Genomic DNA, 20,332 nt, shown 5'->3' on the forward strand with positions numbered 1-20,332 from the left:
TTGTCGAATTATTGGTGTGTCTCGGTGTGAATGATGCAAGTTAAATGGTTGTTTGACACGCATCAAAGTGGGCCCGGGACACCCGTCGAAGAATGGCCGCCATGTCTGCCGAAACCATATCGTCGCAGCCCTCGGCGGGCGATCCTGCAGGATGGAATGAGCGTATGGGCTGTGAAAAAAAAGGAGTTTCCATGACAACCCGAAAGCTGGCGCGCCTTGCGGCCCTGGCACTGTCCACTCTGGCACTGGCCGCTGCGGCACAACACAAGGAGGGCGCATCGGCCCCCGAGGTGAATTACCAGGCAGGTACTTCACCTCTGGCCGATGTGGCCATGTACCAAAGCTCGAATCCCAAAGCGCCCAAGATGACGCAGGCCGAGTTCGACCGGGCCCGCCAGATCTACTTTGAACGTTGCGCTGGCTGCCACGGCGTGCTGCGCAAGGGTGCCACCGGCAAGCCACTGACGCCCGACGTCACGCTGCCCAAGGGCACGGACTACCTGAAGGTGTTCATCGCTTACGGTTCACCCGCCGGCATGCCCAACTGGCAGACCTCGGGCGAGATGACCGAGGCCGACGTGGACCTGATGGCACGCTACGTCCAGCAGGACCCTCCAGTCCCACCAGAGTACGGCCTGGCGGACATGAAGAAAACGTGGAAGATCGTCATTCCTCCGGAGCAGCGTCCGAAGAAGAAGATGAACAACTACAACATCACGAACATCTTCTCGACCACGCTGCGCGATGCGGGCGAGATCGCACTGATCGATGGTGACACCAAGGAAATCATCAGCATCATCAAGACCGGCTACGCGGTGCATATCTCGCGCATGTCGGCTTCGGGCCGCTACCTGTTCGTGATCGGTCGTGACGCCAAGGTCAACATGATCGATTTGTGGATGGAAAAGCCCGACACGGTGGCCGAAATTCGCACCGGCCTGGAAGCGCGTTCGGTCGAGAGCAGCAAGTTCAAGGGCTTCGAAGACAAGTACGCGATTGCCGGCACCTACTGGCCACCGCAGTTTGTCATCATGGATGGCGACACGCTGGAACCCCTGAAGATCGTCTCCACCCGTGGCAACGTGGTGGGCACGCAGGAATACCACCCCGAGCCGCGCGTGGCCTCCATCGTGGGCAGCCACTTCAAGCCCGAGTTTGTCGTGAACGTCAAGGAAACCGGCAAGACCCTGATGGTGGACTACTCCGACCTGAACGCACTGAAGTTGACTGAAATTGGTTCGGCACCTTTCCTGCATGATGGCGGCCTGGACTCCACCAAGCGCTACTTCATGGTGGCTGCCAACAACAGCAACAAGATTTCGGTGTTCGACCTCAAGGACAGCAAGCTTGCGGCCATTGTCGATGTGGGCAAGATTCCCCACCCCGGCCGTGGTGCGAACTTCAACCACCCGAAATACGGTCCCGTATGGGCTACCGGCCACCTGGGCGACGAAACGATCTCGCTGATCGGTACCGACCCCAAGAAGTACAAGCAATATGCCTTCAAGGAAGTGGCCAAGCTCAAGGGTCCTGGCGGCGGCGCTTTGTTCATCAAGAGCCACCCCAAGTCCAACCACCTGTATTCGGATGCACCTCTGAACCCCGATCCGAAGATCTCGCAATCGGTGGTGGTGTACGACATCAAGAACCTGGACAAGGGCTATGTCACGCTGCCGATCGCCGAGTGGGCCGACATCAAGGACGATGGCGCCAAGCGCGTCGTGCAACCTGAATTCAACAAGGCCGGCGATGAAGTCTGGTTCTCGGTGTGGAGTGCCAAGGACAAGATCAGTGCCATGGTGGTGGTGGACGACAAGACGCTCAAACTCAAGAAGGTCATCAAGGACCCACGCCTGATCACGCCGACCGGCCACTTCAACGTCAACAACACGCAGCACGACGTGTACTGACGTGAAAGCGCCACCGCGGAGCCGCTGGGCTCCGTGGCGGTGGTCACAACAAAAACCGCCGGCAGGAGCATTTCCTGCCGGCGGTTTTTTTATGGAGTTAGTGGACTATTTGGTGCCAAAAATGCGGTCACCCGCATCACCCAGGCCGGGCAGGATGTAGCCATGGTCGCTCAGTTCTCGGTCGATGGCGGCGGTGAAGATCTGCACGTCGGGGTGGGCTTTTTGCAGCGTGGCAATGCCTTCGGGCGCGGCCAGCAGGCACACGAACTTGATCGAACGGGGGTTGAGCTTCTTCAGGCGTTCCACGGCGGCAGCGGCCGAGTTGCCGGTGGCCAGCATGGGGTCGACCACGATGATGTCGCGTTCTTCCATCTCGGACGGCATCTTGAAGTAGTACTCCACGGGCTGCAGTGTGGCCGGGTCGCGGTACAGGCCGATGTGGCCCACGCGGGCACCGGGCACCACGTTGAGCATGCCGTCCAGAAAGCCGTTGCCGGCGCGCAGGATGGACACCAGCACCAGCTTCTTGCCATCGATGACCTTGCCGGTCATGGTCTCCAGGGGGGTTTCGATCTGCACGTCCTGCAGCGGCATGTCGCGCGTGACTTCATAGGCCATCAGCGTGGACAGCTCGCCCAGCAGGCGGCGAAAGCTGTTGGTGCTGGCTTCCTTCTTGCGCATCAGCGTGAGCTTGTGCTGGACCAGGGGGTGGGTGATGACGGTGACGGTGCTCATGGGCGAAAGACCTTGTGATTGTGGTTTTGTGGGTGATGGGTGGTGCAGAGTCAGTCTGCCAGAAAGCGGGCATAGCGCGCCATGTCCACGTTGCCGCCGCTGATCACGATTCCCACCCGGGCGCCGCGCACGTCCACGCTGCCGTTTCCCGCGCCGGCAAAGGCGAGGGCGCCGGTGGGTTCGACCACGATCTTCATGCGTTCGGCAAAAAAACGCAGGGCCTGCACCAGTTGTTCGTCGGTGGCGGTGACCATGTCATCTGCCAGGCGCTGGATGATGGGGAAGGTGCGCTGGCCCAGCGCCTGGGTTTGCGCACCGTCGGCAATGGTATGCGGCGTGGCGATCCGCACGATATGGCCCGCGCGGTAGGACTGTTGCCCGTCGTTGCCCGTCTCGGGCTCCACGCCCACCACGCGGCAGTGCGGCGCCAGTGCCTCGGCGGCCAGCAGGCTGCCCGCCAGCAGGCCGCCACCACCCACGCAGACGAAGAGGTAGTCGAGGTGGGGCACTTCTTCCAGCAGCTCCTTGGCGGCGGTGCCCTGGCCCGCGATGACGTGCGGGTGGTCATAGGGCGGCACCAGCGTCATGCCGCGCTCCTGCGCCAAGCTCCAGCTGATGGCCTCGCGGTCTTCGGTGTAGCGGTTGTAGGTGATGACCTGCGCGCCATACCTGCGCGTGGCGGCCATCTTGGCGGCGGGGGCATCTTCGGGCATGACGATCACGGCGGGCATGTCCAGCAGCCGGGCCGAAATGGCGATGGCCTGGGCATGGTTGCCGGCCGAGAAAGCCAGCACACCGCCCTTGCGCTGCGCATCGGTGAACTGGGCCAGGGTGTTGAAGGCCCCACGAAACTTGAAGGCGCCCGTGCGCTGCAGGTTTTCGCACTTGAAGAACAGCTGCGCGCCCAGCCGCTCATCGGCGGTGGTGGAGCGCAGCACTGGCGTGCGGTGCGCCATGCCATGCAGGCGATGCGCTGCATCGGCCACGTCGGCGTAGGTGGGCACAGACATGGGCACGGAAACGGGTGTCTGGGTCATGGCGGCATCCTTGGGCAGGCGCGGCGCTGGGAAGCGGCAACCACGCTGCCGCATCATAGCCCGTTGCGATGCCGTTTCAAGCAAAAAAGCTTTACAGCGCTTGTCCCGTAAGCGCTGGTAGCTATCTATTTTGATGAATCTGGGCTCAACCCTGTTCGCTGAAGCGCTGCAGCGGGGCCAGCGCCGGGAAGTCGCCCGCCCGCTTTTGCTTCATGGCCGTGACCGATTCGCGCACATGCTGGTTGCTCCAGATGGCGCCCTGCAGCCAGCCCATCTGGCGCAGGCTGTCCTCCACGGAATGGTCGCGGGCATAGTTCACCGCCTGCTTGGTGCCCCAGATGGCCACGGGGGGCTTGCTGGCGATCTCGCGTGCGCATTGCAGGGCGGCGGCCAGCATGGCGTCCGGCGTGTCGAACACTTCGTTGACCAGGCCGTAAGCCAGGGCTTTTTGCGCGCCCAGGCGGCGGCCCGTGTAGGCCAGCTCCTTGACCACGCCCAGCGGGATCAGCTTGGGCAGGCGCTGCAGCGTACCCACGTCGGCCACCATGCCGATGTTGATCTCCTGGATGCAGAAGAACGCATCCTGCGTGGCGTAGCGGATGCAGCCCGCCGTGACCATGTCCACCGCACCGCCGATGCAGCCGCCGTGGATGGCCATGATCACGGGGATGCGCAGGCTCTCGATGCGGGTGAAGGTGGCCTGCATGTCGGTGAGCAGGTCGAAGATGGCGGCGCGGCCCTCGGGGCTCTGGTCGTCCATGGCAATGGCGCCGCCGAAGGTTTCGAGCGCCATGCCCGCGCTGAAATGCTTGCCGGTGCTGCTGATGACCAGCGCCCGCGCCTCGCCCGCCTGGTGCAACTGGGTCAGCACCCCATCGAGCTCGCGCCAGAAGGTAGGGTGCATGGTGTTCATGGCCTCTGGTCTGTTCAGTACCAGATGGGCCACGTGGTCGGTGGTGCTCAGGGAAAAACAGGTGAGGGGGTTCATGGACGTGGAATGTAGGCCTGCGGCGCTGCTGCGCACCGTCGCGTGGGTGACTTCCCATGAGATATGCCTCTGGCGCTTGTGCGCAAACGCTGGAAGCTATGAAAACAGGAGTAATGTGCTGAGCCAGAGCGCCGCAGCGCCCAGGCCACCTGTCGCATCAACGCCGCTTGCCGCCTCCGAAGATGCCGCCCAGCACGCCACGCAGGATCTCCCTGCCCAGCGAGGTGCCCATGGTGCGAACAGCCGACTTGGCCATGGTCTGGGCCAGACCGTCGCGCCTACCGCCGCGCGGCCCCGTGCTGCCAAACAGCACTTCGTTGAGCCCGCCCATCAGACCGCCGCCTTCTTCGGCGGGTGCCCCACCGGCGCTCTTGCCATTGCCATTGGGCGCCTGCGCTGCGGCCTCCTCGGCGCGGCCCTTGAGTTTTTCGTAGGCCGATTCGCGGTCCACCACCTTGTCGTACACCCCGGCTACCAGCGAGCTGGCCATCAACGCCTGGCGCTGCTGCGGCGTGATGGGGCCGAGCTGGCTGCCGGGCGGCAGCACAAACACGCGTTCGGTCACGCTGGGGCGGCCTTTGGCATCCAGAAAGCTCACCAGCGCCTCGCCCACGGCCAGCTCGGTGATGGCGGTTTCGATGTCGAGGCCCGGTTTTTGGCGCATGGTGGTGGCCGTGGCCTTCACGGCCTTCTGGTCGCGCGGGGTGAAAGCGCGCAGCGCATGCTGCACGCGGTTGCCCAACTGGGCCAGCACGCTGTCGGGGATGTCCAGCGGATTCTGGGTGACGAAATACACGCCCACGCCCTTGGAGCGCACCAGGCGCACCACCAGCTCGATGCGCTCGATGAGCACCTTGGGCGCTTCGTTGAACAGCAGGTGGGCCTCGTCGAAGAAGAACACCAGCTTGGGCTGCTCGGGGTCGCCGATCTCGGGCAGTTGCTCGAACAGCTCGGACAGCATCCACAGCAGGAAGGTGGCATACAGGCGCGGCGAGTTCATGAGCTTGTCGGCCGCCAGGATGTTGACCACGCCGTGGCCGTCCACCGTCTGCATGAAGTCCTGGATGTTGAGCATGGGCTCACCGAAGAACTGGTCGCCGCCCTGGGATTCGATCTGCAGCAGGCCGCGCTGGATAGCGCCCACGCTGGCGGCGCTCACGTTGCCGTATTCGGTGGTGAACTCCTTGGCGTTGTCGCCCACGTACTGCAGCATGGCGCGCAGGTCCTTCAGGTCCAGCAGCAGCAGGCCGTTGTCGTCGGCGATCTTGAAGACCAGGTTGAGCACGCCCAGCTGCGTCTCGTTGAGGTTGAGCATGCGTCCCAGCAGCAGCGGGCCCATGTCGGACACCGTGGCGCGCACTGGGTGGCCCTGTTCGCCAAACACGTCCCACAGCGTGGTGGGGCAGGACTGTGAGGTGGGCAGTTCCAGCCCGCGATCCTTCAGGGTGGCGGCCAGCTTGTCGCCGATCTTGCCGCTCTGGCTAGCGCCGGTGAGGTCGCCCTTCACGTCGGCCATGAACACCGGCACGCCGATGCGCGAGAAATTCTCGGCCAGGGTCTGCAGGGTCACGGTCTTGCCGGTGCCGGTGGCGCCGGTGATGAGCCCATGGCGGTTGGCCAGGCCGGGCAGCAGGTGGCATTCAATCGTGCCATGTTTGGCAATCAGCAGGGGTTCGGCCATTTAGGGTTTCCTCGAAGATCGGTGGCGGGCAAAAGTAAAATCGCGGCCACTAGATTAAATCAATACCAAAGGACTTCCCGTGGCAGGACACAGCAAATGGGCGAATATCCAGCACCGCAAGGGGCGCCAGGATGAAAAACGCGGCAAGATCTGGACCCGCATCATTCGTGAAATCACTGTGGCTGCCCGCGCCGGTGGCGGCGACCTGTCTGCCAACCCCCGTTTGCGCCTGGCTGTGGACAAGGCCAAGGCGGCCAACATGCCCGCCGACCGTATCAAATACAACATCGACAAGGCCACGGGCAACGCCGAAGGCCTGACCTACGAGGAAATCCGCTACGAAGGCTATGGCATTGGTGGCGCGGCCATCATGATCGACACCATGACCGACAACCGCGTGCGCACCGTGGCCGAAGTGCGGCACGCGTTCAGCAAACACGGTGGCAACATGGGCACCGAAGGCTCGGTGGTGTTCCAGTTCAAGCACTGTGGCCAGCTGATTTTTGCCCCTGGTACGAGTGAAGACAAGGTGATGGAGGTGGCGCTGGAGGCGGGCGCCGACGACGTGGTGACCGACGACGACGGCGCGGTGGAGGTGTTGACCGCCCCGGCCGACTTTGAAGCCGTGAAAAATGCGCTGGAGGCCGCAGGCCTGATCCCCGAAGTGGCTGGCGTGACGATGCGGCCCGAAAACACCATCGAACTGACGGGCGACGATGCTGCCCGCATGCAAAAGCTGCTGGATGTACTGGAAGACCTGGACGATACCCAGGAGGTTTACCACAACGCTGCTTTATGAAGCAGCGCTGCGTTCCCGCCATTTTTTTCTTGCACTGACCTGTTTCCCCACTGATATTCCCCGAACTCCGCCCAGCGGTCGAGCGCTGCGCGCCGGGGTTCACCAAAGGCTCCTATGAAAGTACTTGTGATTGGTGGCGGCGGCCGTGAACACGCGATGGCGTGGAAACTGAGCCAGTCCCCCAAGGTGACCAAGGTGGTTGTGGCGCCCGGCAATGGCGGCACGGCCCTGAACCCCAAGCTCGAAAACGTAGCGATCTCCGACGTGCGCGAACTGCGTGCCTGGGCCCAGGCCGAGAAGATCGGGCTCACGGTAGTGGGCCCCGAGGCCCCGCTGGCCGCAGGCGTGGTCGATGAGTTCCGTGCCCACGGCCTGCGCATCTTCGGGCCCACCAAGGCCGCCGCGCAGCTCGAAAGCTCCAAGGCGTTTTCCAAGGCCTTCATGCGCCGCCACGGCATTCCCACGGCCGATTACGACACCTTCACCGACCCCGCAGCAGCCCACGCCTTTGTGGACCGCCTGGGCGCGCCCATCGTCATCAAGGCCGACGGCCTGGCGGCCGGCAAGGGCGTGGTGGTGGCCATGACGCTCCAGGAGGCCCACGACGCCGTGGACTTCATGCTGGTGGACAACAAATATGGTGTGGCGCACAACGAAGGTGGCGCGCGCGTGGTGATCGAGGAGTTCCTCGAAGGAGAGGAAGCCAGCTTCATCGTGCTGTGCGACGGCAAGAACGTGCTGGCGCTGGCCACCAGCCAGGACCACAAGCGCCTGAAAGACGGTGACGAAGGCCCCAACACCGGCGGCATGGGCGCGTATTCGCCCGCACCCGTGGTCACGGCCGACGTGCATGCCCGTGCCATGCGCGAGATCATCCTGCCCACCATCCGGGGCATGGAAAAGGATGGCATTCCGTATACCGGCTTCCTGTATGCGGGCCTGATGATCGACGCCAAGGGCCACCCCAAGACGCTGGAGTTCAACTGCCGCATGGGCGACCCGGAAACGCAACCCATCCTCATGCGCCTCAAGAGCGATTTTTGCGACGTAATGGCCGTTGCGGCCGACGGCAAGCTCGACCAGATGGAACTGCAATGGGACCGTCGCACCGCACTGGGCGTGGTGATGGCTGCCCATGGCTACCCAGAGAATCCGCGCAAGGGCGATGCCATCACCGGTCTGCCCGCCGAGGCGGACGATGCGGTGGTGTTCCATGCGGGCACGCAGCTGAAAGACGGCGTGGTCAGCGTCACGGGCGGCCGTGTGCTGTGCGTGACGGTTCTGGCCGACAGCGTCAAGCAAGCGCAGCAGCGTGCCTATGACGTGGCGCGCGGCATTCACTTTGACGGTGCGCAATACCGCCACGACATTGGCTTTCGCGCCCTGAAAAGCTGATGGCAGACGCTCAGACCTTGAACCCCGCCGACACGGTGACCCGCGTGCGTGCCTACCTGGTGGGCCTGCAGGCGCGCATCACCGAGGCACTGGAGACCGTGGAAGGCGAGGGCGGTGCCCGCTTTCTGGCCGACGCCTGGCGCAAGCCGCCCGGCGAGCCGCTGCAGGGCGATGGCATCACCAAGATCCTGGAAGGCGGCCGCGTGTTCGAGCGTGCGGGCTGCGGCTTCAGCCATGTGCGTGGTCCGCAGCTGCCGCCTTCGGCCACGCAGCACCGGCCCGAACTGGCGGGAGCGCCGTTCGAGGCCATGGGCGTGTCGCTGGTGTTCCACCCGCGCAATCCGTATGTGCCCACGGTGCACATGAATGTGCGCATGATCGCGGCCGGGCATCCAGGGCAGGCGCCGACCTGCTGGTTTGGCGGTGGCATGGACCTGACTCCGTACTACGGCTTCGAGGAAGACGCGGTGCACTTTCACCGTACCTGCCGCGATGCGCTCAGTCCCTTTGGCGGCGACAAGTACCCGCGCTTCAAGCAGTGGTGCGACGAATATTTCTATCTCAAGCACCGCAATGAACAGCGTGGCGTGGGCGGGGTGTTCTATGACGATTTTGCGGAACTGGGCTTCGAGCAAAGCCTGGCGATGACACAGTCGGTGGGTGATGCCTTCCTTGGCGCCTACCTGCCCATCGTGGAAAGGCGCCAGAACTTGCCGTTTGGCGAGCGCGAGCGCGACTTCCAGCTCTATCGCCGGGGCCGCTATGTCGAGTTCAATCTGGTCTGGGACCGGGGCACGCACTTTGGCCTGCAGTCGGGTGGGCGCACCGAGTCCATCCTGCTGTCCATGCCGCCGCTGGTGGCCTGGTCGTACCAGCGCTCGGACGCTGCCGATTCGGCCGAAGCCGACCTCACGCGGCGCTTTCTGGTGCGGCGCGACTGGCTGGGCCGTGGTGCTGCCACCGCACCCTGAAAGCCGCGAAAAGCGTAAAAGCTATAATTTCAATAGCTGCCTGCGCTTTTGACACCAGCGCCAGAGGCCAAAAACACCTCAAACTGCCGCAGCGCCCGAGCACAACACCAGCGCCACACCCAAGGCGCAGCCCGCTGGCTGTACGCTGCGTTGCACGCTATATTGATTCCATTTCCTCTCTAATCACCGCCTGATGACCACCTCCACCAAATCGGAAACCGCCGCCAAAAAAGACGTCACCAAACTCCAGCGCGCCATCGTCGATGGCCTGGAGGACGTCAAGGCGCAAGACATCCAGGTCTTCAACACCGAGCATCTCTCGCCGCTGTTTGAACGGGTGATCGTGGCATCGGGCACCTCCAACCGCCAGACCAAGGCCCTCGCCGCCAGCGTGCGCGATGCGGTCAAGGAAGCCGGTTTCTCCAAGCCGCGCATCGAAGGCGAAGACAACGGCGAATGGATCATCGTGGACTGCGGCGCCGCCGTGGCGCACATCATGCAGCCCGCCATCCGCCAGTACTACCGCCTGGAAGAGCTGTGGGGCGACACGCCCGTGCGCCTGAAGCTCGGCGCGGCCAAGCCCGTTTCCAGCGCCGCCACGCAGCTTGCCGAAAAGAAGTCGGCCCAGAAGACTGCCAAGTCGGACGCGAAGGCCGCTGGCAAGTCGCCCGCCAAGAAGGCAGCGGCCTCCACGGTAGCCGCCCGGTCGGGCAAGGCCACGGTCAAGGCCGTCGCCAAGACCGCAGCAAAGACCGCAGCAAAAGCACCTGCCAAAGCCATAACCAAGGCTCCCGCAAAGAGCAGCAGCGCTGCCAAGGCTGCACCAGCCAAGGCGCCTGCAAAGCCGACGACTGCTGCCAAGAAGCCTGCAGCCACCAAAGCCCCGATCAAAACTGTGGTGGTGAAGCCATCTGCCCCACGCAGCAAGACCGCTGCCGCGGCCAAGACCAGTGCCAAGCCCACAGCGGCGCGCGCTGGATCCGCCACCAAGCCCGCAGCCAAGAGGGCACCGGGCCGCAAGTGATGGGCGCTTCGGCCCGCCTGCATTCCCTGTTTGCGCACAGCGCCTGACCTGCCATGAAGCTGCTGATCGTGGCCGTGGGCCAGCGCGTGCCCGACTGGGCGCAAACCGCTTATGACGACTACGCCAAGCGGTTTCCGCCAGAGCTCAAAATCGAACTCAAAGCCGTCAAGACAGAACCCCGTGGCTCCAAGACGCTGGAGACGCTCTACGCCGCCGAGCGCGAGCGCATCGAAGCCGCCATCCCCCGTGGCACACGCGTGGTGGCGCTGGACGAGCGTGGCACCAACCTCACCACCAAGGCGCTGGCCGAGCGCCTGAGGGGCTGGCAGCTGGGCGGAGACGACGTGGCCCTGGTCATCGGCGGCCCCGACGGGCTGGACCCGGCCTTTCGCCAGGGGGCGCATGAGCGCATCCGCCTGTCCGACCTGACCTTGCCCCACGCCATGGTGCGCGTGCTGCTGATAGAGCAGCTGTACCGCGCCTGGTCGGTGAATGCCGGGCACCCGTACCACCGCGAATGAGATCGGGACCACGGTTTGGATCGTTCACTCTATTTTTGATAGCTGCTAGCGCTTGATGAATAAGCGTTGTGGCCGGTTTTTCTATAAATCTGTTCATGCCCGACTTCATCTACCTTGCCTCCCAGAGCCCACGCCGGCGCCAGCTGCTTGAACAGCTGGGTGTGCGCCATGAACTGCTGCTACCCAACGTGGACGGCGACGAGCCCGAAGACGCCGAGGCCATGGAAATGGTGCTGTCCGGCGAAGCACCGACGGCTTATGTGGAGCGTGTCACAGGGCTCAAGCTCGACGCTGCCGTGGCGCGGCGGGCGCGCCGGGGGTTGCCCGATGCGCCCATTCTTTGCTCCGACACCACCGTGGCGCTGGGCCGCACCATCTACGGCAAGCCAGACGACGCTTTGCATGCAGCGCGCATGCTGGCCGAGCTGGCCGGCCACGAGCACCGCGTGCTCACCGCCGTGGCGCTGCAAGTCGGCCCCAGGCGCCTTACGGCCCTGTCCGTTTCGCGCGTCACCTTTGCCGCGATGACGCCCGCGCAGATCGACGCCTACGTGGCCACCGGCGAGCCGCTGGGCAAGGCAGGGGCGTATGGTATCCAGGGCCGGGCGGCGGCGTATGTGGAGCACCTGGCAGGCAGTTATTCGGGCATCATGGGCCTGCCCATGTACGAAACGGCGCAACTGCTGCGTGCCGCCGGGTTTGCCATCTGAGAACAACATGCAACAAGACATTCTGATCAACTGGTCCCCCCAGGAAACGCGCGTGGCCGTGGTGGAGCACGGCGCCGTGCAGGAGCTGCACATCGAGCGCACGCTGGAGCGGGGCCTGGTGGGCAATGTCTACCTGGGCAAGGTCTCGCGCGTGCTGCCGGGCATGCAGTCGGCCTTCATCGACATCGGGCTGGAACGCGCGGCCTTTTTGCATGTGGCTGACGTGTGGCAGCGCCAGCCGGATGGTGAGCCGCCTGCGTTTGCGCGCAAGAGCGAGCCGCAGGTGCCGATCGAAAAGCAGGTGTTCGAAGGCCAGGCGCTCATGGTGCAGGTCATCAAGGACCCCATCGGCACCAAGGGCGCACGCCTGTCCACGCAGATCAGCATTGCGGGCCGCCTGCTGGTGTTTCTGCCACAGGACGACCATGTGGGCGTGTCGCAGAAGATTCCGCCTGCCGAGCGCGATGCGCTGCGCGCGCGCCTGCAGGCGCTGGTGGGTGATAAGTCCACAGGCGGTGGCGGCGGCTTCATCCTGCGCACCAATGGCGAGGACTCCACCGACGCAGAGCTGGCCGAGGACATTGCCTATCTGCGCAAGACCTGGGCGCGCATCAAGGAAGCATCGCTCAAGTTGCCCGCCATGTCGCTGCTGCACCAGGACCTGGATCTGCTGCAGCGCGTGCTGCGTGACCTGGTGGGCGACCACACGCAGACCATCCGGCTCGATTCGATGGAGCAGTTCCAGCGCCTGCGGGCGTTCGGACAGGAATTCATGCCCGCAGCCGCCGGCAAGCTCCAGCACTACAAGGGTGAACGGCCCATCTTCGACCTGTACGCCATTGACGAAGAGGTGGCCAAGGCCCTGGGCCGTCGTGTGGATCTGAAGTCGGGCGGCTACCTTATCGTGGACCAGACCGAGGCGCTCACCACCATTGATGTGAATACCGGTGGCTATGTGGGCGCGCGCAATTTCGACGACACCATCTTCAAGACCAACCTGGAAGCCGCGCAGGCCATTGCGCGCCAGCTGCGCCTGCGCAACCTGGGCGGCATCATCATCGTGGATTTCATTGATATGGTCCGTGAGGACCATCAGGAGGCCGTTCTTTCAGAGTACAAGAAACAGCTTGCGCGCGACCGGGTCAAAACCATGTCGGGCGGCTTTTCTCAATTGGGCCTGGTGGAGATGACGCGCAAGCGCACCCGTGAATCGCTCGCACACATGCTGTGCGAACCTTGCAGCGTCTGCAGGGGGGCCGGTCAGGTGAAAACCGCACGCAGCGTTTGCTACGACATACTGCGCGAAATTCTGCGCGAGGCTCGCCAATTCAACCCGCGGGAGTTTCGCGTAGTGGCGTCGCCGCGGGTTGTTGAGCTTTTTCTGGATGAAGAGAGCCAGCATCTCGCGGGTTTGAGCGATTTCATTGGCAAACCAATCTCACTGCAAGCTGAGAATGCCATGGGACAAGAGCAGTACGACATCGTCCTGCTTTGACGACTCACGGGGTGCCACTCCGTTTCAGTTGCCATGTATAAGTGATTGTTCTGTAAGGAGTTTTCGGTAGGTAAGCTGTCTTTTAGTGTCACGGAGTGCCACCCTGTTTCAACAAAATTGGGTGACCTGATGGGTGACCAGCCGGACGATCCGGCCAAGCCCGTCGGCACTAGGAGAACGAACATGGCAAGCAAAGGCGGGCTGCTTTCTGACCTACAGCTCAGGCAATGGATCAAAGCGGGCAAGCCGCTATCGATGAGCGACGGCGGGGGGCTGATCTTCACGTTGTCGGCCGCAGGCAATGCGGCGTGGGTACTGCGATACCGACACGGCACACGACGACCCGAGATGACCCTTGGGCCCTATCCGGCCATCGGTCTGTCCGAAGCGCGGACGATGGCCCTGGTCAAGCGGGCCGAGATCGCACAAGGCAAGAACCCGATGGCCGAGCGGATCAAGGCCAAGGCAGCATTGGCGAAGGACTGGACGGTCCGTCAACTGATCCAGGACTATCGCCAGAAGGTACTCGTCACGTTGGCCAAGAGCACACGGGTCTGCTACTCACGCCACCTCAAGCGCATCGAAAACCGGTTTGGCTCGCTCAGCGTGCGTGAAGTCGAGTCCAGCGACATCGTGGCACTGATCGACGACAGCAAGCTCACCTGGGGTGAGTCGAGCCTCCTGCACATCACGGCCAAGTGCCTGTTCACCCATGCCTGCGGCAAGCGCCTCGTCAACGCCAACCCCTGTGTGGGCATCATGATCAGTGCTCTGCTGGGCCCCAGACCACCGGTTCGCAAACGCTTGATGCTGACCCGCGAGGAACTGCACCTGCTGCTTAACGCGCCGATGCGCCGACCAAACACACTCGCAATCCGCATCCTGCTGGCAACGGGCGTGCGAGGAGCAGAACTCTTCACGGCCAAGTGGAAGGACGTGCATCTCGACGAGGCCCGTTGGCACATTCCCGCGAGCAAAACCGGGCCGGCCATGGATGTGCCGCTCGCCCCGGAGCTCATCGATTGGTTCAAGGAACTGCGTACGTTCGCCTTCCGGTCGGCCTATGTTTTGCCGGCGAGGGCGCACAGCCGTACTGAGCGAAACGGAGGCGACACCCATCTGAGCAAGGACACCGTGCGCGAGTCGATCGACTACTGGATCAAGCAGTACAAGCCCCAAGTGCGCCGCTTCACGCCGCATGACCTGCGCAGCACGATGAAGTCCCACATGCGCGCACTCGGTGTTCCCAGAGATATCTCCGAGATGTGCCTGAACCACAAGCTCACGGGCGTGGAGGGCATCTACGACCAGCACACCTACTACCCGGAGCGTCGGCAGGCGCTGCTGACCTGGATGCAGTTCCTGATGGACTGCGAGGCGGGAGATGGGAGCGTTGTCAAGGAACTGGAGTTGATTGTGTAGAGCAGTTTGCCGGTCGGCTTCGTGGCTGCACTTATGCTGCAGCGTCAGCGAAGAAGAGAGGGACCTCTCAAGAAACACCAGATAGCTGATTGATTTTCCTGGTGTTTTCAAGCGGGGTTGTCGGAAGGGACGAGCTGCATGCCCATGGCCTTGGCCTTCTGGGCGAGGTTGTGCAAGACCCGTTGGCGGTAGCGCTCCTCGAAGTAGTCCTGCCCTCGGTCGGTGTATTCCTGACCGTGGGTGAGCATGGCGTAGATCAGTCGGGCCAGCTTGTGTGCCGCTGCTGTCACGGCCTTGGGCTTGTCCATGCGTGCGCACATACGCCGGTAATAAGCCCCCGGCGCCGAGTGGCTCGAGCGCAAGACCGCTGCCGCCAGACGCAGCGCTTGGGCCGCACGGTTGGCGCAGCGCTTGGTCTTGCCGCTCATGACCTTGCCTCCGGTGATCTTGGTGCCCGGACACAGGCCCAGCCAGGAGGCGAAGTGTTTGTCGCTGGGGAACTTGCCCATGTCCGCGCCCACCTCGGAGACCACCACCAGCGCGGTGATCACATCGATGCCGTCGATGCGCGTGAGGTCCACGCCGCACATCTGGAAGAGCTGGGTGCGCAGATCGAACTTCGGGGCATTGCGGGCGCGCCCGCGCTTCTTGCCTTGAGCCGGTTCGTCCTCTCGCACATGCAGGGCCTGCAACTGCGCCTGAATCTGCGCGTCGCACTCGGTCAGCTGGGTGCCACAGAAGTCAAACGCGTCCAGCGCCTGCCTCAAGGCAAAGAGGTGCTCGGCGCGCCAGCTACCTTGCAGGCTCCTGGCGATCTGTTCCTCGCTGGCGCGGATGCGCGCGTTCCTGAGCTTGGCCAGGGCCTGCCCATCGCGCTCACCGGCGACGATGGCGTGCAGGATCTTCTGGCCGCTCTCGCCGGCCACGTCTGCGATGACGTTGGCCAGCTGGATGTTCATCTGCGTCAGGGCCTTTTGCATGTGCTGCACGAAGCGGCCCTGGCTGCGCAGCAGCATGGCGCGTTGGCGGGAGAGACAGCGCAGCACGCAAACCTGCTCAGCCGGGCGGAAGGCGCCGCGCAGCAGGCCAAAGCTTGCGTATTCCACGCCATGGCGGACACGATTCCACGCTGATGGCGGACAGTGTTCCAGCGGGATGGCGGACACCGTTCCACGGTGAAGGCGGACAGCATTCCAAACTGATGGCGGACACCTGAGGGGTGTTCTGAGTGACCCGAACGCGGCATACGCTGCCCGGTTTTTTGACCGGAACCAGCGATGCCCACACCCAGGGTCACCATGAGCAAGATACGACACACACTGCAACTGCTGCACGGCGGTGCCTTGAGCACCCGCCAAATCGGCGCCGCTCTCGGCATCTCCAAATCCACTGTCAGCGAAATCGCCAGCTACGCGCGCGTGGCCGACGTGGACTGGGCGCTGGCCCAGACCTTGAGCGACGAAGAACTCCAGGCCCGGCTCTACAAGCCACCGGTGCCCCGCGCGTCGCGCCACCTCGAGCCCGACTGCGCCCGCATTCACATTGAGCTGCGCCGCCCCGGCGTCACACTGCAACTGCTGTGGGAGGAATATCAACAGCAGCACGCCGGTCAGGCCTACAAGTACAGCGCCTTCTGCGAGAAGTACCAAGCCTGGTCCCGGCGATTGAAGCGCTCCATGCGCCAGACCCATGAGGCCGGCGACAAGCTCTTTGTGGACTACGCCGGTCAGACAGTGCCCATCGTGGACGCCAGCACCGGCGAGATAACGCAGGCCCAGATATTTGTGGCGGTGCTGGGCGCCTCGAACTACACCTATGCGTGCGCCACCGCCAGCCAGAAAGCCACCGACTGGGTGGCCGGCATCATGGCTGCGCTGGAGTTCATCGGCGGCGTGCCCCGCTTGCTGGTGCCCGACCAGCCGCGTGCCTTGATGGCCCGTCCTGACCGCTACGAGCCGACCTCGCACCGCCTGCTCGAAGAACTCTCCGCCCATTACGGCCTGCCCGTCATGCCCGCGCGCCCAGCCAAGCCACGCGACAAGCCCAAGGTGGAGGTGGGCGTGCAGGTGGTCGAGCGCTGGATTCTGGCGAGGCTGCGCCACCAGACCTTCTTCGGCCTGGCCGCGCTCAACCGGGCGATTGCCGCCTTGCTGGCCGACTTGAATCAGCGCCCGTTCAAGAAGCTGCCCGGTAACCGGGCCAGCGCTTTTGCCGAGCTCGACCGGCCAGTCCTGCGCCCACTGCCGGTCACGCGCATGGCGATTGCACGGTTCAAGAGTGCCCGGGTCAACATCTTGTGTGGCGTTGCCAGTTCTGTGGCCTTGACGCCGTACAGCGGCCTGTAGCGCGGGCGTAGCTGCCTTGATGGCCACAGAACTTTGGGCTACAGCGAGCGCAGGAACTGCATCAAGTCGGGTTCGATTCGTCGCCGGGTTGCCTTGCCCGAGGGCTCCAACTGGGCCACTGCGCGAGACTTCACTTCCAGATCGATCTGCGCGTAGATGTTTGTCGTACTCAGCGAGACATGCCCCAGCCATGCGCGGATGGTGTTGATGTCGACGCCGGCACGCAGCAGGTAGGTCGCTGTAGTGTGCCGGATGGTGTGAGGGCTGACGCGTTTGGCCTTGATGGCAGGAAACTTCTCCGAAATCCGGCGCGCATATCGCGCCACCAAGTCATGGACACCAAACCGTGTCATCGGTCGGCCGCAACGGTTGAGGAACACCGGCTCGGTGGACGGGCGCCCCGCGATCAAGGAGGCCAGTTCACGGGCCGTTTGGGGCCACAGCGGGCAGAGCCTGATCTTGCCGCCTTTGCCATGCAGTGAGACGAACGCATTGCGCGCCCCGTCAGACTGCGCAAGCTGCACGCTCCCGATCTTGACGTGCGCTGCCTCGTCAGCGCGAGCGCCCGTGTTGTAGAGGAACAGAAGCAAGGCATGGTCACGCATGCCCTGGGGCGTGTGCGCATCTGCCGCGGCCAGCAGGGCATCCATCTCCGGCTTCTCCAGGTACGCGATCTGAGGGCTGGCAAACTTCCTGAAAGGGATCGCAAGCACGCTTGCGGACCATTGCAGGTGTTCCGGCCCGTACTCACCCACGAAACGCGCGAACATGTGCAACGCGGCCAGCCGTTGATTGATGGTCCTCGCACCGACGCCCTTGGTAGTCGTCGTCGACGGCAAGAACGCGGTGAGCATCTCGCGACTGAGATCATCCACGCTCAGCTGGTCCACACGTTTGTGCGTCGCGCGAGCTGCGAAGCGAAGAAGCTTGGCCAGCGTGTCCCGGTAGCTGAGCTGGGTGCTTCTGGCCACTGTTCTGACGGTCACCAAGTACTCCGCCAGGAAGCGTTTGACCCAGGGGCCGAGTTGGTTCGCGGTGTTCATGGCTGATCGCCCTGCAGCGTCGCGTAGCGCTCGAACCGCGCAGAGGCCTCGACGAGCAACTCCGGCGTCAACGGCAAATAGACCTGGGTGGCTGCGATGCTGACGTGGCCGAGATACGTCGACAGCAGCGGCAGCAGCTTCTGGACATCGGCACCCTCCCTGTACCAGGCCGTCAATCGGCGAACGGCAAAGCTCGCCCGAAAGTCGTGCAGCCGAGGCAGATTGGGCAGGTCGTCGTTGCGCCGCAGACCAGTCATGGACCGAAGCCTGGCGAACGCCCGGCGTGTGCCGCTTCCTGTGAGTGGTTCGCCGTCTCTGCACACGAGCAGCGGCGAGGCCGGATCGGCGCCGCGCGATGGGTGCAGCGCATCGACATAAGTGCACAAGATTCGAACCAGATCAGGTCCGATCGGGACCAAGCGCGTCTTGTAGAACTTGCTCTCGCGCACGATCAGCAGGTTCTGCTCCAGATCGACATCGGCCAGGGTCAGATGCAGCGCTTCGCTGAGCCTCAATCCGGTTCCCAGCAAGAGCACAAGCAAGGTGCGAAGACTGTACCGTTCGATGCGCGATGTCCGAAGGGAGTCGATGGCGCCGATCAACCGAGCGACATCGTCATCGGTGTAGATGTAAGGCCGAAAGACCTGGCGACACCGCGGGGTGTGCATAGGCAGCGGCATGTGCGCCACCATGGACCGGACGAAGGCGAAGCGAAAGAAGCCCAGCAAGGCCGAATGCTTGCGGTGCCAGTACCGTGTCAGTGGTCGGGTTCCGTCGAGAAAGGTTCTCACCTCGGAGGTCAGGATCGTCTCCAACTCGCGTTCGCCACCAATCGACTTGGCGAACATGCGCAGCACACCAGCGATGCTGGTGCCGGCACAGCCACGGGCTTGGAGCTGTTGGATGTACAGAGCTTGGGCGTCGGCGAGCTTCACAGGAATCTCCTCAGATCGACGTCTGCGACACGGCGCAGGCCATGGAGGTCGACCTTCGCGTACACCGCAGTGGTGGAAGGATGGCGGTGGCCGAGGAAGTCCCCGATCTCCTTCATGCTCATCCCGCGCGCCAGCAGGCGGGTCGCGCAGGCGTGTCGCAACGCATGGGGACCATGGTGTCTGAGACCAGGATCCATCGGCCTCAGGCGCCGGCTGACCACTTGCCACAATGCACTCGTGCTCAATGGCAGGTATGGCGCGCGCATCTGCAGGAAGACTTCGCGCCGATCTGTCTTCGGTCGGACGGACCGTATGTACGTGGCAAGCGCCTGCGCTGTAGGGTGCGCCAGCGGATAACACTCGACACGCGCGCACTGTTTGGAGCGATGGACCCGAATGATGGCGTTCTCCCAATCGAAGTCATCCAACGACAGCCGCTGGACTTCGGACGCGCGCAGACCGTACAGAGCGAAAAGCATCATGATGGCGCGATCACGGACCACGCTGTCGGTCTCTCCCTGCATCGCGTCCAGCAGGCGGCAGACCACATCCCAGGACGGACCCATGGGAAGTTGCTCACCTTGGTAAACGCGCCCCGGTCGAATCGCTGCGGCCAGGCCGGGCAGGCAATGATGGCGATCTTCGAGAAAGCGGACGAAGTTGCGCAAGTCATAGGTGTACGTCTGCATGGAGGAGCGGGTCAGGCCTTCCTGGCGGCCTTTGAAGACCAGGATCTGATCCACGTCGCGCCAGCCGAACCCGACCACGTCGCGTCCCTGTTCTGCGAGTAGCCGAAGGAACTCTGCGGCGTGCCCGCAGCGGGCACGAACTGTGACCGGAGAGAGGTTGCGCTCCTCGAGCATGAAGCGCGCGTAGGCTTCGATCTGTTCACTGCCCGGATGGTTGTCAACGTTCGCCTGCAGGAGTCCAAGGAAGCGAAACCAGCCCCGCGCGGTGCACCGCAAGGCAATCTTGGTCGCATGTCCGGGGATCTTGCGGCTGTGTCGGCGGGTGATCCATCGATCCACCGCTGCTTCGACTTGCTCTGTCGTGATCGGATTCGGCAACGTCCACCGCAGCATCTCCCCAATGCACAGCATGCCGTCCGCGTATCGGATCAACGTCTTGTGTGCGGACCCGACGTCGCGCAGATGCTCCAGGTACAGGAGTCGCTCCACAAGGAGCGGTGCTGCGGTATGGCGCACAACGGCGGCGGTGCGCTTGAACAACTCGTCGAACATAGGTGACCCCTTCTGGAACAGTGGATGGAGGACCCATGCTGCTCGTGCCAGAAGTTCTGTGGCCATCGTGACGGCCACGC

General features: G+C 63.6%; 18 protein-coding genes. 10 read left to right on the plus strand and 8 right to left on the minus strand.

What is annotated here, in order from left to right:
* Positions 1–191: 191 nt before the first annotated feature.
* Positions 192–1,910 (plus strand): cytochrome D1 domain-containing protein, encoded by a 1,719-nt coding sequence (locus tag AC1Q5S_RS00640; RefSeq protein ID WP_422202676.1) that lies wholly within the window; start codon positions 192–194, stop codon positions 1,908–1,910.
* A 105-nt stretch (positions 1,911–2,015) separates the two neighbouring features.
* On the opposite strand, the gene upp is transcribed toward AC1Q5S_RS00640, so the two are convergent.
* From upp to AC1Q5S_RS00660, 4 genes are all read right to left on the minus strand, one after another.
* Complete coding sequence (gene upp / locus AC1Q5S_RS00645; RefSeq protein WP_422202675.1) at positions 2,016–2,645, minus strand: uracil phosphoribosyltransferase; 630 nt, start codon at positions 2,643–2,645, stop codon at positions 2,016–2,018.
* Positions 2,646–2,695: 50 nt separating this feature from the next.
* Complete coding sequence (locus AC1Q5S_RS00650) at positions 2,696–3,682, minus strand: threo-3-hydroxy-L-aspartate ammonia-lyase (protein WP_492238222.1); 987 nt, start codon at positions 3,680–3,682, stop codon at positions 2,696–2,698.
* A 145-nt stretch (positions 3,683–3,827) separates the two neighbouring features.
* Complete coding sequence (locus tag AC1Q5S_RS00655) at positions 3,828–4,670, minus strand: enoyl-CoA hydratase-related protein (RefSeq protein ID WP_422202673.1); 843 nt, start codon at positions 4,668–4,670, stop codon at positions 3,828–3,830.
* A gap of 157 nt (positions 4,671–4,827) precedes the next feature.
* Positions 4,828–6,351 carry a helicase HerA-like domain-containing protein gene (locus AC1Q5S_RS00660; RefSeq protein ID WP_422202672.1) on the minus strand — a complete coding sequence of 508 codons (1,524 nt, stop codon included), beginning with the start codon at positions 6,349–6,351 and terminating at the stop codon, positions 4,828–4,830.
* Between the two features lie 79 nt (positions 6,352–6,430).
* Between AC1Q5S_RS00660 and AC1Q5S_RS00665 the strand changes: the two genes are divergently transcribed.
* The 8 genes from AC1Q5S_RS00665 (at position 6,431) to AC1Q5S_RS00700 (ending at position 14,688) form a co-directional block, all read left to right on the plus strand.
* Entirely contained in the window at positions 6,431–7,150 is a 720-nt protein-coding gene (locus tag AC1Q5S_RS00665) for a YebC/PmpR family DNA-binding transcriptional regulator (RefSeq protein ID WP_422202671.1), read from the plus strand.
* A 114-nt stretch (positions 7,151–7,264) separates the two neighbouring features.
* Positions 7,265–8,545 (plus strand): phosphoribosylamine--glycine ligase, encoded by a 1,281-nt coding sequence (purD, locus tag AC1Q5S_RS00670; protein WP_492238223.1) that lies wholly within the window; start codon positions 7,265–7,267, stop codon positions 8,543–8,545.
* Complete coding sequence (gene hemF / locus AC1Q5S_RS00675; protein ID WP_492238224.1) at positions 8,545–9,516, plus strand: oxygen-dependent coproporphyrinogen oxidase; 972 nt, start codon at positions 8,545–8,547, stop codon at positions 9,514–9,516. Before purD ends, hemF begins: the two co-directional genes overlap by 1 nt.
* A 193-nt stretch (positions 9,517–9,709) precedes the next feature.
* Complete coding sequence (gene rsfS, locus AC1Q5S_RS00680) at positions 9,710–10,540, plus strand: ribosome silencing factor (RefSeq protein ID WP_492238225.1); 831 nt, start codon at positions 9,710–9,712, stop codon at positions 10,538–10,540.
* Positions 10,541–10,593: 53 nt separating this feature from the next.
* A complete protein-coding gene (gene rlmH, locus AC1Q5S_RS00685; RefSeq protein WP_422202667.1) occupies positions 10,594–11,061 on the plus strand; it encodes a 23S rRNA (pseudouridine(1915)-N(3))-methyltransferase RlmH in 468 nt (155 codons plus the stop codon).
* Between the two features lie 95 nt (positions 11,062–11,156).
* Positions 11,157–11,771 carry a Maf family protein gene (locus AC1Q5S_RS00690; RefSeq protein WP_422202666.1) on the plus strand — a complete coding sequence of 205 codons (615 nt, stop codon included), beginning with the start codon at positions 11,157–11,159 and terminating at the stop codon, positions 11,769–11,771.
* Between the two features lie 7 nt (positions 11,772–11,778).
* Complete coding sequence (rng, locus tag AC1Q5S_RS00695) at positions 11,779–13,266, plus strand: ribonuclease G (protein ID WP_492238226.1); 1,488 nt, start codon at positions 11,779–11,781, stop codon at positions 13,264–13,266.
* 129 nt (positions 13,267–13,395) lie between these two features.
* Positions 13,396–14,688, plus strand: coding sequence for a tyrosine-type recombinase/integrase (locus AC1Q5S_RS00700; RefSeq protein ID WP_492238227.1), 1,293 nt, complete (start codon positions 13,396–13,398; stop codon positions 14,686–14,688).
* Between the two features lie 107 nt (positions 14,689–14,795).
* Here AC1Q5S_RS00700 and AC1Q5S_RS00705 read toward each other — a convergent pair whose 3' ends face one another.
* Positions 14,796–15,854, minus strand: a complete 1,059-nt coding sequence (locus AC1Q5S_RS00705; RefSeq protein WP_431512700.1) for an IS110 family RNA-guided transposase — start codon at positions 15,852–15,854, stop codon at positions 14,796–14,798.
* Between the two features lie 132 nt (positions 15,855–15,986).
* Between AC1Q5S_RS00705 and istA the strand changes: the two genes are divergently transcribed.
* On the plus strand, positions 15,987–17,033 hold the full coding sequence (istA, locus tag AC1Q5S_RS00710) for an IS21 family transposase (RefSeq protein ID WP_424955174.1): 1,047 nt from the start codon (positions 15,987–15,989) through the stop codon (positions 17,031–17,033).
* A gap of 38 nt (positions 17,034–17,071) precedes the next feature.
* On the opposite strand, the gene AC1Q5S_RS00715 is transcribed toward istA, so the two are convergent.
* The 3 genes from AC1Q5S_RS00715 to AC1Q5S_RS00725 are packed head-to-tail and all read right to left on the minus strand — an operon-like array spanning position 17,072 to position 20,252.
* Positions 17,072–18,076, minus strand: a complete 1,005-nt coding sequence (locus AC1Q5S_RS00715; protein WP_060985439.1) for a tyrosine-type recombinase/integrase — start codon at positions 18,074–18,076, stop codon at positions 17,072–17,074.
* Entirely contained in the window at positions 18,073–19,011 is a 939-nt protein-coding gene (locus AC1Q5S_RS00720) for a tyrosine-type recombinase/integrase (RefSeq protein ID WP_060985440.1), read from the minus strand. The genes AC1Q5S_RS00715 and AC1Q5S_RS00720 overlap by 4 nt, the downstream gene beginning before the upstream one ends.
* Positions 19,008–20,252, minus strand: coding sequence for a tyrosine-type recombinase/integrase (locus AC1Q5S_RS00725; protein WP_060985441.1), 1,245 nt, complete (start codon positions 20,250–20,252; stop codon positions 19,008–19,010). The genes AC1Q5S_RS00720 and AC1Q5S_RS00725 overlap by 4 nt, the downstream gene beginning before the upstream one ends.
* Positions 20,253–20,332 lie beyond the last annotated feature (80 nt).

Source organism: Acidovorax sp. GW835-FHT14B10 (assembly GCF_058793725.1).